Origin of the sequence: Amycolatopsis sp. DSM 110486, from assembly GCF_019468465.1 — a bacterium.
In the GTDB taxonomy this organism is placed as follows: Bacteria; Actinomycetota; Actinomycetes; order Mycobacteriales; family Pseudonocardiaceae; genus Amycolatopsis.
On sequence record NZ_CP080519.1, the window covers coordinates 2,627,594 to 2,640,253 of the forward strand.

The window sequence follows — 12,660 nt, forward strand, 5'->3', positions numbered from 1 at the left end:
CGCCCACCACGCGGGCGCCGGTCAACCGCTTCACACGAGCGGACGGCCCTCGCGGTAGCGCTTGCGGAGGTCGCGCAGGTACGCGTTGTAGGGGAACCGCTGCACGCTGCGCGGGAGGCGCCGCACGACGTGTCCGATGCCGCGCATGAGACGTTCGAATGTGCGCTGATCGTATTCGGTCCACGACAGCCGCATGTGCTCGCGGAAACACGCGGGCAGGAACCCGGTCGTCACGAACCGGTGGAACCGCCCGAACACCAGCGCGACCGGCCGCGGCAGGAACCGCAGGTCGACGAGGTCCCCGAGGTACGCGCGGGTGCGGTCGTCGAAGGTGACGCGTTGGAGCCCCTCGGCCCAGTACTTCGCGAACGCCTCGCGGTCCTCGGGCCACATCTCCGGCCGCACCTGCAACGTCGTGCCGAGCACCACGGCCTCGGCGTACAGCTCCTCGGGCGCGGCGCCACCGAAGAACGCCACGTGGACGTCCTCGAGTCCCTTGTAGAGACACGCGGCAACCCAGAGCTGCAGCTCCGGATCGAAGGCGTTGTAACCGACGGGGCTGTCCTTTGTGGATCTGACGTGCCGATGAGACCCGTTGACCGCCCTGCGGTACGCCTTGCGCTCGTCGTCGGTCCCGAACGTCGCGACCGCCAAATAGGTCCCCGTGGTGCGCGCGCGTTTGACCGGGTGCCTGAACAGGTTCCCGCTCTCGACACTGCTCTCCATCACCCCGTACCCCACCGGGGCCCGCCCGAGCTGCATGATCACGTTGGCGCTGCCGGCCATCAGCCCCATTCCGACCATGGCCTTCTTGAGCGCGTCACCCATGGCGCCTCCCGTCGGGATCAAGGAAACGCGACTGTTTACGTCGAGTCAAGAGCCGCCCGAGCCGCGTCCACGCTCCCGAGCCATCAGCCGAGGTGATCCCCGCCGCACTCGACCGGGGAGGTCGCGGCCACGCGGTTCACGCTGATCTAACGTGAGGCCCCGAGTCGCCAGTGAGGGCGGCCCGCTCCCGCGGACGGGTTGGGCGGCGCCCCGCGGTGGCCGCCGGGCTGGAGAAGCCGGGGGTGAAACCCCAGGCGCGTCGGCGGCGCGTCCCAGCGAGTCAGGGCGTGTGGCGTGCCGAAGGTGTTCCGAATGGCCCGGCCGGCGTGGTTGTCGCCGAAGGTGGCGCGGGTGGAGGTGCTCGGCGGGCTCGTCGTGGCGCTCGCGCTGATCCCCGAGGCGATCTCGTTCTCGATCATCGCCGGCGTCGACCCGCGGGTGGGGCTGTGCGCCTCGTTCACGATGGCCGTGGTGATCTCGATCGTGGGCGGGCGCCCGGCGATGATCTCGGCCGCGACGGGGGCGATCGCGCTGGTCGTGGCGCCGCTGGCGCGTGAGTACGGGTTCGGCTACCTCATCGCGACGGTGATCCTCGGTGGTCTGATCCAGATCCTGCTCGGCGCGCTCGGCGTGGCCAAGCTGATGCGGTTCGTGCCGCGCAGCGTGATGGTCGGGTTCGTCAACGCGCTGGCCATCCTGATCTTCCTGGCGCAGCTGCCGTCGCTGATCGACGTGCCGTGGCCGGTCTACCCGCTCTTCGCCGGCGGCCTGCTGCTGATGGTCTTCCTGCCCCGGCTCACCAAGGTCGTGCCGGCGCCGCTGATCTCGATCGTCGTCCTCACCGCGCTCACGATCGGCGCCGGCATCACCGTGCCGACCGTCGGCGACAAGGGCGCGCTGCCGTCCTCGCTGCCCGTGCCCGGGGTGCCCGACGTGCCGTTCACGATGAACACCCTCACCCTGCTCGCGCCGTACGCGATCGCGTTCGCGCTGGTCGGGCTCATGGAATCGATGATGACGGCCCAGCTCGTCGACGACATCACCGACACCCCGTCGAGCAAGACCCGCGAGGCCATCGGCCAGGGCATCGCCAACGTCGTCACCGGCATCTTCGGCGGAATGGGCGGCTGCGCGATGATCGGGCAGACCATGATCAACGTCAGGACCGCCGGCTCCCGCACGCGCCTGTCGACGTTCCTGGCCGGCACGTTCCTGATCATCCTGTGCATCGTCTTCGGCCCGCTCGTCTCGCGGATCCCGATGGCCGCGCTCGTGGCCGTGATGGTGCTCGTCGCGTTCGGCACGTTCGACTGGCACAGCGTCGCCCCCGCCACGCTCAAGCGGATGCCCGCCGGCGAGATCACGGTCATGGTGATCACCGTCGCCGTCGTGGTGGCCACCAGCAACCTCGCGATCGGCGTGGTCGTCGGCACGATCACCGCGATGGTCATCTTCGCGCGCCGCGTCGCGCGGCTGCTCGACGTGACCGCCGCCGTGGACCCGGACGGCAACCAGGTCGTCTACGCGGTCACCGGCGAGCTGTTCTTCGCCTCCAGCAACGACCTCGTCTCCCGCTTCGACTACTTCGGCGACCCCGCCCACGTCGTCCTCGACCTCACCGACGCCCACATCTGGGACGCCTCCACCGTCGCCGCGCTCGACGCCATCACCACGAAGTACGCCGCACGCGGCAAAACCGTCGAGATCGTCGGCCTCAACTCCCCGAGCGCCCGCATGCACGACCGGCTCACCGGCGAGCTCACGGCGCACTAGAGCACCGATCGCGCGAACTCGATCAATGTGCGCGCGGCGGGACCACTCGGACCGTCGGCCCGCCACGCCAACGCGAGCTGACCGCGCAGCCGCGGCCGCAGCTGCAGCGTGTGGAGCTCGGTGGCGTAGTACCGCGCAAGGGATTCCGGCACGATCGCCACGCCGAGGCCGCGGATCGCCAGCTGTGCCAGCACGTTCGGGTCGCTGGCCTCGATCGTCACGCGCGGGAGGACCCCCGCCGTCGCGAAGCCGCGGTCGAGGACCCCGCGCACGCCCGTACCCTTCGGCAGGCAGATCAGGCCGCGGCCGGCCAGGTCGGCCAACGTGACCTCCGAACGGGCGGCCAGATCGTCGGAGACAGCGGTAACGGCGACGACGGCCTCGTCGAGCACCACCTGCGCGGCGAGACCCGCGGGCACGCCGTCGGCGAGGCCGATCACGGCGACGTCGAGGCGGCCTTCGCGCAGCGCTTCGACCATCACGTCGGAGTTGGCCTCGCCCAGGGTGATCTCGACGCCCGGGTAGCGCTCGGCGAAACCGGCGAGGAAGTCCGGCAACGCGACCGGCCCCGCCGACGTCACGATCCCCATCGCCACCTGCCCGCGGACGAGGCCCTCGTGCTCGGCCACCGTCTCGCGCACGGCGGCCACCGCGGCGAGCGCGGCACGGGCGTGGGGCAACGCGGCGGCGCCGACGTCGGTGAGCCGCACCGCGCGCGCCGACCGGTCGAACAACGGCTGCCCCAGCTCGCGTTCCAGGCGCCGGATCTGCGCACTGACGCCCGGCTGCGCGACGTGCATCCGGGCCGCGGCGCGCGTGAAGTTGGCTTCTTCGGCGACGGCCACGAAGTACTCGAGCTGGTGCAGTTCCATAAGCATTGATTCTAGTCCTGGGAAGCACTATCTCTTGGACTTCTCAAAGGCCCCGAGCCACGCTGGAGTCATGCAAACCTGCACCCCTGGCCAGGACGGCTATCGCGAGGAAATCGCCGGTTTCCAGACCGGCATCGAGTCGGCGCCGAAGCTGGTCGTCGCCGCCGCGACGGCCGCCGACGTCGCCGAGGCCGTGGGCAACGCCGCGACCCGCGACCTGCCCGTGGCCGTCCAGGCGACCGGCCACGGCCTGCGCGCCCCGGCCGACGGGGTGCTGATCTCGACGCGGCGTATGACCAACGTCGAGATCGACCCGGCCGACGCCGTCGCCCGGGTCGGGGCCGGCACCACCTGGGGCAAGGTGCTCGAGGCCGCCGCCGAGCACGGGCTCGCGCCGCTCAGCGGTTCGGCTCCCGGCGTCGGCGTGGTCGGCTACACGCTCGGCGGCGGCTTCAGCCTGCTCGGGCGCCGCTACGGCCTCGCCGCCGACCACGTGCGCTCCGCCGAAGTCGTGACCGCCGACGGCAGGATCGAACGCACCACCGACCTCGGCGCCGGCGTGATCACCGCGTTGGAGTTCGGCCTCGTCCCGGTGACCAGCCTGTACGGCGGCGGCCTCTACTTCGACACCCCGAAGGTGCCGGACGTCCTGCGCACCTGGCGTGACTGGACCGCCGATCTCCCCGACACGCTCACCACGTCACTCGCCCTGATCCCCTACCCGGACCTGCCGATGGTGCCGGAACCGTTGCGCGGCAGGCACATCGCCCATGTCCGCGTCGCCCACCTCGGCGACGACGGCCCGCGGCTCGTCGCACCTCTGCACGCGCTGGGACCGCTCGTGGACACGCTCAAGACCATGCCGTTCACCGACTCCGGCTCCATCGCCGCCGAGCCGCCGCACCCCCACGCGTACCTCGGCGACAACCGCGTCGTCGCGCAGCTGCCCGACACCACGATCGACGCGATCCTGGAGCACGCCGGCCCTGGCGCGCCCGTGCCGACCGTGCTGATCGTCGACCTCCTCGGCGGCGCCTACGCCCACGCGAAGGCCCCGGACTTCACCCCCGACTCGCGCTACACGATCCGCGTTCTGTCCGTTTTGGACGAATCCGGACCGGACCCGGTACGCGCGGCCCACGCCAAACTGTTTGTCCCACTCACCGCGACAGGCCGGTTGCGCAGTTTCGTGTACGGGCAGCCGCTCTCCTAAGTCGATCTTAAGTTTTCACCGGAGCTCTCGACGCCCGCGGCGCGCTGAGTACATTTGCGCCAGGCCAGTCGAATTCTGGGGGCTGGCACTACTGGGAAGGTTCACCGCGAATGGGTATTCAGGATTCTTCGCGCCGTTTTTCCCGGCTGGGCGCGGTCGTCGCGGCGACCGCGGTCGCCGGGGGCGTGCTGCTCACCGGCGCCACGGCCGAGGCGGCACCGCAGTCGGCCAACGCGTGTTCGGGCACCCACCAGGCGGGCGGCGCGCCGCAGGTCTGGAGCAAGGCGTCGCACTCGGGCTGCAGCGTGTTCGGCTCGCCGGGCCGCAAGCAGGGCTACAGCTTCACCGTGACGAACAACCAGACCGCCTGCGTGCAGGGCTGGGGATTCGACTCGGCGCACCCGAAGGGCGGCTGGTTCGACATCGGCTGCGGCGTTTCCGGGCACATGACCGTGCCGTGGGGAAATGTGCTGGGCGAACCGCAGGTGCGGGTGAAGAGCGTTTCCCTCCTGCCGACGCTGCTCGACTGGTACAACTGATTTTCTGAAACCGCGGCCGGCGAATTCATTTCCCCGATGAATTCGCCGGCCGTTTCTTTCACTTCTCACCCCCGGCGGTTGCCCTTTCTCCACTCGCTCCGCACGCCCGCCAACGCCTGACCACAACTGGGCGTTTTGTGCGGTTTCGGGGCACTTCGCGCGGTCTCGTGGGACCGTCTGCCCTCAACCGTCGGCCGCCTGCCAGTGACCGCTCCGCAGGTGTTCACGCGGCGTTGGTGTCGGCTGGATTGGATGGACGGTCGACACCACCCCCGCGTGAGGAGTTTTGCCTTGTCCGCCGACCCCACCACCCCCACCCCCGAGCCCGACTCCGGCACCACCCGCCGCCGGTTCCTGCAGGGCGCGGGCGTCGCCGCCGGAGCGCTGATGTTCGGCGGGATCGCCGACGCGGGCACCGCGGACGCCGCCACCCTGGGCAGCAACGGCCTGCCGCGAGGGTTCAAAGGCGACCTGTCCGACCTGAGACACGTCGTGATCCTGATGCAAGAGAACCGTTCGCTCGACCACTACTTCGGCACGTTCCCCGGTGTGCGCGGCTTCAATGACAAGCAGGCGCTGAAGTTCCAGGACGGCACCACCGTCTTCCAGCAGAAGGACAAGACCGGCGCCACCGTGACGCCGAAGGTCGACGACGGCATGTGGGGCAACGACCACGGCGCCTGGGGCGACGTCGCGCACCGCAGCTGGGACCAGTGGGTGCAGCACAACGGCGCGAGCTGCATGAACTACCACAGCGACGGCTACATGAGCTTCTACCACTCGGTGGCGGCCCAGTACACGATCGCCGACCAGAACTTCTGCTCCGAGTTCGGCCCGACCGACCCGAACCGCAAGTACCTGTGGAGCGGCACGTCCAACACCGAGACCGGCAACACGGACGAGTCGAACTACAGCCGCCCGTGGATCACCGTGCCCGAGCAGCTGCAGCAGGCCGGCATCGACTGGCGCCTCTACTCCGACAACAGCGGCACCGGCCGCCAGGGCTACCTCAGCTCGTGGATCGGCGACTACGGCGACAACGAGCTCAAGTACTTCAAGGGTTTCGAACCCAACGGCCTGAGCCCGCTGGACCCGAAGCTGCAGCCCGGCACCGGCCTGATCTGGCGCGGCAACGCCACCTACTACGCCGGCAAGACCACGCCGAACGACGACTCCGACGCCAACCTGCGGGCCGTCCTCAAGGACTTGCGCGACGCCTGCCAGCCGGGCGCCGAGCACCCGCTGCCGGCCGTCTCGTGGATCGTCGCGCCCTACGGCTGGTCCGAGCACCCGGACGCCGACACGCTGCACGGCGAGCGCTACGTCAAAGAGGTGCTCGACATCCTGCAGGGCAACCCGGACATCTGGAACCACACGCTCTTCATCCTCAACTACGACGAGAACGACGGAAAGTTCGACCACGTGCTCCCGCCGTGGCCCGAGGCCGGCACCGCTGGCGAGTACACCGGCTCGTACCCGCTCGGCTTCGGCCCGCGCGTGCCGATGCTGCTCGTGTCGCCGTGGTCGCGCGGTGGCTACGTCGCTTCGGAGGTCTTCGACCACACGTCGACGATCAAGTTCCTGGAGAAGTGGGCGGCGCACCTCGGCAAGCCGTTCACCTGCCCCAACATCAGCGACTGGCGCCGCTCGATCGCCGGTGACCTGACGAGCGCGCTCGACTTCGCCCACCCGCAGACCGGGCCGGCGACGTTCGCGGACCCGGCGGCCGAGCAGCCGGTGAAGGTCGCGGCCGGCCACATGAAGCCGCGGCCGCTGAGCTTCCACCCGCACGCCACGGTCACGCAGGACCACAAGGGCAAGGTCACGGCGAAGATGACGCTGGCCGGCGGCGACAAGGGCAAGGCCGTGAGCTTCCAGGTCTTCCCGGACAAGCTCAAGCCGTTCACCAGCACGCCGTTCACGGTCACCGAGCGCAAGTCGCAGTCCTACACCTGGGACACCTCCGCCACCGGCGGTGAGTACGCGTTCTCGATCTACGCCAACGACGGCTTCGTGCGTTCGTTCGCGGGCAAGGTCACCTCGTCCGGGCACGACCCGCGCGTGGACGCCGACCTGCTGCAGCCGACGGTGCTGGTGCGCGAGCAGCACGTGCGCTTCACGCTGCACAACGACAACCTGCTCAAGCCGATGCACTACAAGCTGACCGCGAACGACTTCAGCGGCGGGACCAAGACCGTCACGGTGCTCGGCCTGCTGCCGGCGATCGTGAACTGGCCGACCGAGAACGGCTACTACGACGTGGTCATCACGGTCGAGGGCGACTCGACGTGGCAGCAGCGCTACGCCGGCCGGATCGGTGAGGACTGCTAGTCCTGCTTCGCCGCAGCGGCCGGTGGATCCTTCACGGGTCCGCCGGCCGTCAGCGTTTGTTCCGGCGGACGCGGTCGAGCCAGGAGAAGTCGCTGCTCTGGTAGCGCGCGAGCTCGGCGGCGTGGAAATCGCGGCGCGTCTCCTTGAGCGCGTCCCAGCCGTCTTCGGCGGCGCGACGGCCGCGTCGGCGTGCCCGGACGTCGAACATCGCCGCGGTCGCCACCACGACCACCACGGCTCCCACGAGGATCACCAGCAACGTCACAGCCCCCACCACCCAGAGTAATTCGCAGGTCACGGGCGCGAACCCGCCGCGCGGGTGCCCGTGATCGTCCACCTATACTCCCACCGCAGCCAGGCGATTGGGGTCGATTTCTTGCGAACGATGAGCCATGACGAGTACCTCGGCATGCGCAGGTTCCCCGGCCTCGACGGCCTGCGCGCCATCGCCGCGACGATCGTCGTGTTCTTCCACTTCGCCGGGCCGAAGTTCGTGTGGCCGTCGGGCTGGGTGGGCGTCTACATCTTCTTCGTGCTCTCGGGGTTCCTGATCACGACGCTGCTGCTGCGCGAGCAGGACCGCACCGGGCGCATCTCGCTGAGCGGTTTCTACGTGCGGCGCGTGTTCCGGATCCTGCCGCCGTACCTGGTGATCCTCGGCGGGATCATCGCGTTCGTGCTGCTGCGCGGCGAGTTCCTCGCGCGCGACTTCCCCCACGCGCTGAAGTACTACCTGACCTTCCTCAACGAGTTCTTCCCCGGCTCGCACGGCAACGGCTCCGACAACTTCTTCTCCGGCTCGTGGACGCTGGGCATCGAGGAGAAGTTCTACCTGGTGTGGCCGTTCCTGCTGGTCGCGATCGGCATCGGCGCCGCGCGGCGCAAGCTCGCGCTGGTGCTCGCCGCGATGGCCGTGCTGCTGACGCTCGTGCCGCTGACCACGGGCGGCTGGCTGCTCGACTTCTCGCCGACGGCCATCTACCGCTCGAGCATCCACTACGCCATCCTGCTCGGCGGCTGCCTGCTCGCGATCCTGCTGCACTACCGGCGCAGCTTCGCCGTGCTGCGGCCGTTCACGCACCCACTGGCCGCGATCCCGATCGTCGCCGGGTTCCTCGCACTGCACGCGAACCTCGACCCGCTCTGGCGCGAGACGCGGCAGAACCTGCTGGTGCTGCTCGCGTACGCGGTGCTCACCATGCTGCTGCTGATCGTGCTGCTGTCACCGGGCCCCGCGCGCTGGCTGCTCTCGACGGCCCCGATGCGGTTCGTCGGCGAGCGGTCGTATTCGCTGTACCTGCTGCAGGGCCCGGTGCACTTCGTGGTGGTGCAGGCCGTGCCGGCGCTGGGTCACAACCGGCTGATCACGGCCGTGACGGTGTTCCTGGTCGACCTCGCGATCGCCGACCTGATCCACCGCTGGGTCGAACAGCCGATGATCGCGACCGGCAAGCGGCTGCTCACGCGCCGGCAGGCCCGCAAAGCCGCACGGGCCGCGGTTCCTGCCGACGCGTCGCCGGCGCCGGCGAGCGTTTGAGCGGTTGGGGCGCGCTCAGCGCTCCAGTACGAAGACCGGGATCAGGCGCGTGGTCTTCTTCTCGTAGTCGGCGAAGCCCGGCATGTGCGCGACCATGCCGGCGTAGAGGCGGTCACGCTCGGCGCGGTCCTCGATCAGCTTGGCCGTGGCGTCGAACTTCTCGGTGCCGATCTCCAGCGCGACCTTCGGGTTGGCCACGAGGTTGTGGTACCAGTCCGGGTTGGTGTCCGCTCCGCCCTTGGACGCGGCGATGACGTAACGGTCGCCGTCGGTGGTGTAGACCAGGGGCGCGACGCGCTGGGTGCCGCTCTTCGCGCCGGTGTGGGTCACCAGGATCATGTTCGCGCCCTCGAACATCCCGCCGACCTTGCCCTCGTTGGCGCGGAACTCGTCGATGATCTGCTGGTTCCAGTCCGACATGGGGTGGTGTCCCTCCAGTTTGGTTTTGCGACCAAACTTACTTTGTTAGCAAAACTGATGTCAATGCGAGGTACCCTCTTGCGCGACAAGGTGTTTTGCGTGGTTCTGGTCGAAGGAGCGGGATGACCACCGGACCGAGCCTCGAGGACGGCGTGCGCGAATTGCTGCTGCTCATGCCCCGCCTGGCCGGCCGCGGCAAGCGCACCCCGGTGCCACCCGAGCTCGCGGACCTGTCGCTCGCGCCGCGCCACCTGTGCCTGCTGTCCATCTTGTTGTTCGACGGCCCCATGACCGTCACCGAACTCGCCGGCCGCCTCGAGATCGCCCCCACCACCGCCAGCCTCATGATCGGCGACCTCTCACGCCAGGGCGTGCTCGCCCGCGACGAAGACCCGGCCGACCGCCGCCGCACGATCGTCAGCATCAGCCCTTCGCAGCGCGCCGCCGTCGACGCCTGGCTGGCCCCGGGGGCGCGGGCCTGGGAGCGGGCGCTGGCGCCGTTGTCGCCGGTCGAGAGGGCGTTGGTGATCGACACCTTGAAGACCTATTCGGAGGAGTTCACGGACGGGTGCTGCTGATTCCTTCAGCGAGGGCCTTGGCGTGGGCTTCTCCGGGGCACGCGTGGGGGCCGGTTCCGAAGGGGAAATCCTTGAGATCGACGGTGACTTCGGTGCCGTCGACCCAGCGGCGGGTGCTGGGGACAGGTGGGCCTTGGGTGCTCTTGACCAGGCTCTCCGTGGCCGCGGACTGGACCAGTAGGCCGACTTTGGCGGCGGTTCGCTCGTCGGGTTGCCCCAGTGCTTCGACCAGCCGCGCTACGGCTTCGTCGGCCTCGGTGGTTTGGGGGAAGTGGGGCTGGTAGGCCTTCGCCACTTTGTCGACATCTCCGGGGTCGACCTCGAACCCGAGCACCTCGGCGAGTATCTCGACCGGTCCTCGGTCAGGGTTCGCTGCTTCTCTCAGCGCTCGCGGCTCCGCCCTGGCGAGCTCCTCGATGACCAGCTCGCGTCGCCTGGCGTGATCCTCGCCGCTGCTGAACCTGGCGACCATCGCACGCAACCAGGCCATGTTCACGGCGACGGGCGGCACGGGCGCGTTGGTGAGGAGCTCGCGGGAATCCATGCTGGGAACGGTAGGGCCGGGAAGCGTCGGTGCCGGCCGAAGTGTCACCTCAAAAAGCCAACCACTCCGCCTGCGGCCCCTCACACCGATGCGGCCGCGGCGCATCGTGCTGGTACCACCAAGCCTCGCTCACCCGCCCGTTCGGCAGCGTGTACCGAGGCGGCCCCGCGGCCCGACGCATCCCGGCGGCCTCCAGGGACCGACCGCTCGCCACATTCCCCACCTCAGCCCCGGCCCGGACCCGCGGCAGCCCGAGATGCGAGTGCGCCAGCACCAACCCAGCCGTGAACAGATCCCGCCCCAGCGCGCGTCCGCGATACGCCGGCGCGAGGTACCCGCCCGTCTCCGGACCGCCGTTCTCCCCGGCGTGCACGCTGACCAGCCCGGCGCACCGGTTCTCCCGCAGGTCGATGGCCACGATGTCGACGGACTGCGGATCCGGATAGGTCCAAGCCGGCCCGGTGCCGGGGGTCACGCGGAGGGCTTCGGACCGAAGGGGCTCGGCGATGACCGAATCCGCGAGCCAGCCGAGCCACCGCTGGGCGGCCGGATCGCTGCCGGAGGCCACCGCGGCGGCGTATTCCCAGGCAGTTGGGGTGCGGAAGAGGAACCGGCCGATGGCGAACGCGTGGCCCCTGCGGTCGCAGGTGCGTTTCGCCATGAGCCGGCCTCGGCGGGTCAACCGGCCGAACAGCGGTGCTTCACCCAGGTTCACCATCGCGCGCCAAATGGTACCCGCAGTCACGGCCCGCGGTTGTTATGGTGACCAGGTGACGGCCGTACCGGAGTCAACCGAGCTCGACGCCGGGCGTGCCGCCCAGCCTCGGCAGCTGATCGTGTCCGTATACGGCTTCTACCACCGCATCGAGGGTGGCTGGCTGTCCGTGGCGTCGCTCATCGACCTGCTCGCGGCGCTCGGCGTCGACGAGCCGGCGGTGCGCTCGTCGATCTCGCGCCTCAAGCGCCGGAGCATCCTCGACGCCGTGCGGCGCGACGGGACCGCCGGCTACGAGCTGTCGGACACCGCGCTGGCGATCCTGCGCGAAGGCGACGACCGCATCTTCCGCCGCGACCGCGCGACGCTGGCCGACGGCTGGTTGCTCGCCGTGTTCTCCGTGCCCGAGACCGAGCGCCACAAGCGCCACGTCCTGCGCACGCAGCTGGCGCGGCTCGGGTTCGGCACGGCGTCGTCCGGCGTGTGGATCGCGCCCGCGCACCTGCACCAGGTCACGGCCGAGGCGCTGACCCGCCTGGGCCTCGCGAGCTACGCCGACCTGTTCCGCGCCGAACACCTGGCGTTCGGAAACGCACAGGACAAGGTCCGCGAGTGGTGGGACCTCGACCAGCTCGACGAGCTGTACACGGCGTTCCTCGACGAGCACGCCCCCGTGCTCGACCGCTGGAAGCGCCGCCGCACGGTGCCCGGCGACGAGGCGTTCGCCGACTACGTGCGCGTGCTCACCGGGTGGCGGCGCATGCCCTACCTCGACCCGGGGCTGCCTGCCGAACTGCTGCCCGCCGACTGGTCCGGCATCCGCGCCGCCGAGGTGTTCTTCGCGCTCCACGAACGCCTGGAAGCCCCGGCCCGCGAGTACCTGCTGCAGGTCCTCAGCGGCTGAGCACCGCGAAGCCCTGCACCTCCACCAGAGCCTCGACGTCCCACAGCCGGCTCACGCCGATGCCCGCCATCGCCGGGTACTCGGTGCCGGCGAGGCTCTTCCACACCTTGCCGATCTCGCGCGCGTGGGCCTTGTAGTCGTCCATGTCGACGATGTAGATGGTCACGCTGCACAGGTCCGCGGGCTCACCGCCGGCCGCGCGCAGGGCCGTGAGCAGATTGCCCAGCGCCTGGGAGAACTGCTCGACCACGCCGTCGCCGACGATGCTGCCCTCGGCGTCGAGAGCGGTCTGTCCGGCGAGGAACACGAGCTGTCCGGTTGCGGACACGGCGTGGGAGAAACCGGACGGACGGCCCAGCTCGGGCGGGTTGATGCGCTCCATGTCGCGGAAGCCTAGCTCATGTAT

General features: G+C 69.8%; 14 protein-coding genes. 7 read left to right on the forward strand and 7 right to left on the reverse strand.

All coding sequences use genetic code 11. The features are described 5' to 3' along the window. Positions 1-30: 30 nt before the first annotated feature. Positions 31-828 carry an oxygenase MpaB family protein gene (locus K1T34_RS12860; protein ID WP_220244498.1) on the reverse strand — a complete coding sequence of 266 codons (798 nt, stop codon included), beginning with the start codon at positions 826-828 and terminating at the stop codon, positions 31-33. Positions 829-1,140: 312 nt separating this feature from the next. On the opposite strand from K1T34_RS12860, the gene K1T34_RS12865 reads away from it, so the two are divergent. Beyond that, entirely contained in the window at positions 1,141-2,601 is a 1,461-nt protein-coding gene (locus tag K1T34_RS12865) for a SulP family inorganic anion transporter (protein ID WP_220244499.1), read from the forward strand. On the opposite strand, the gene K1T34_RS12870 is transcribed toward K1T34_RS12865, so the two are convergent. Next, entirely contained in the window at positions 2,598-3,473 is an 876-nt protein-coding gene (locus tag K1T34_RS12870) for a LysR family transcriptional regulator (RefSeq protein ID WP_220244500.1), read from the reverse strand. The two genes, K1T34_RS12865 and K1T34_RS12870, sit on opposite strands and share 4 nt — an antisense overlap. A 70-nt stretch (positions 3,474-3,543) precedes the next feature. On the opposite strand from K1T34_RS12870, the gene K1T34_RS12875 reads away from it, so the two are divergent. The 3 genes from K1T34_RS12875 to K1T34_RS12885 all read left to right on the forward strand — a co-directional run bounded on the left by K1T34_RS12875 (position 3,544) and on the right by K1T34_RS12885 (position 7,556). Next, positions 3,544-4,686, forward strand: coding sequence for an FAD-binding oxidoreductase (locus K1T34_RS12875; protein WP_220244501.1), 1,143 nt, complete (start codon positions 3,544-3,546; stop codon positions 4,684-4,686). A gap of 110 nt (positions 4,687-4,796) precedes the next feature. Then, positions 4,797-5,225, forward strand: a complete 429-nt coding sequence (locus tag K1T34_RS12880) for a hypothetical protein (RefSeq protein WP_220244502.1) — start codon at positions 4,797-4,799, stop codon at positions 5,223-5,225. 291 nt (positions 5,226-5,516) lie between these two features. Next, on the forward strand, positions 5,517-7,556 hold the full coding sequence (locus tag K1T34_RS12885; RefSeq protein WP_220244503.1) for an alkaline phosphatase family protein: 2,040 nt from the start codon (positions 5,517-5,519) through the stop codon (positions 7,554-7,556). A 49-nt stretch (positions 7,557-7,605) separates the two neighbouring features. Here K1T34_RS12885 and K1T34_RS12890 read toward each other — a convergent pair whose 3' ends face one another. Continuing rightward, positions 7,606-7,893: a hypothetical protein gene (locus tag K1T34_RS12890; protein WP_220244504.1), complete on the reverse strand. Its 288-nt coding sequence runs from the start codon at positions 7,891-7,893 to the stop codon at positions 7,606-7,608. Between the two features lie 48 nt (positions 7,894-7,941). Here K1T34_RS12890 and K1T34_RS12895 point away from each other — a divergent pair, with 48 nt between their 5' ends. Further along, a complete protein-coding gene (locus K1T34_RS12895) occupies positions 7,942-9,093 on the forward strand; it encodes an acyltransferase (RefSeq protein ID WP_220244505.1) in 1,152 nt (383 codons plus the stop codon). Positions 9,094-9,108: 15 nt separating this feature from the next. Here K1T34_RS12895 and K1T34_RS12900 read toward each other — a convergent pair whose 3' ends face one another. Then, positions 9,109-9,513, reverse strand: coding sequence for a nitroreductase family deazaflavin-dependent oxidoreductase (locus K1T34_RS12900; RefSeq protein WP_220244506.1), 405 nt, complete (start codon positions 9,511-9,513; stop codon positions 9,109-9,111). A gap of 122 nt (positions 9,514-9,635) precedes the next feature. Between K1T34_RS12900 and K1T34_RS12905 the strand changes: the two genes are divergently transcribed. After that, positions 9,636-10,091, forward strand: coding sequence for a MarR family winged helix-turn-helix transcriptional regulator (locus tag K1T34_RS12905; RefSeq protein ID WP_220244507.1), 456 nt, complete (start codon positions 9,636-9,638; stop codon positions 10,089-10,091). Here K1T34_RS12905 and K1T34_RS12910 read toward each other — a convergent pair. Together K1T34_RS12910 and K1T34_RS12915 are read right to left on the reverse strand one after the other, a co-directional pair. Continuing rightward, positions 10,072-10,635, reverse strand: coding sequence for an oxidoreductase (locus K1T34_RS12910; RefSeq protein ID WP_220244508.1), 564 nt, complete (start codon positions 10,633-10,635; stop codon positions 10,072-10,074). The two genes, K1T34_RS12905 and K1T34_RS12910, sit on opposite strands and share 20 nt — an antisense overlap. Before the next feature lie 49 nt (positions 10,636-10,684). Then, a complete protein-coding gene (locus tag K1T34_RS12915) occupies positions 10,685-11,296 on the reverse strand; it encodes a GNAT family N-acetyltransferase (RefSeq protein ID WP_255638476.1) in 612 nt (203 codons plus the stop codon). A gap of 109 nt (positions 11,297-11,405) precedes the next feature. Between K1T34_RS12915 and K1T34_RS12920 the strand changes: the two genes are divergently transcribed. Beyond that, complete coding sequence (locus tag K1T34_RS12920) at positions 11,406-12,254, forward strand: PaaX family transcriptional regulator C-terminal domain-containing protein (protein WP_220244509.1); 849 nt, start codon at positions 11,406-11,408, stop codon at positions 12,252-12,254. Here K1T34_RS12920 and K1T34_RS12925 read toward each other — a convergent pair. Continuing rightward, positions 12,244-12,636 (reverse strand): RidA family protein, encoded by a 393-nt coding sequence (locus K1T34_RS12925; RefSeq protein WP_220244510.1) that lies wholly within the window; start codon positions 12,634-12,636, stop codon positions 12,244-12,246. The two genes, K1T34_RS12920 and K1T34_RS12925, sit on opposite strands and share 11 nt — an antisense overlap. Between the last annotated feature and the right edge of the window lie 24 nt (positions 12,637-12,660).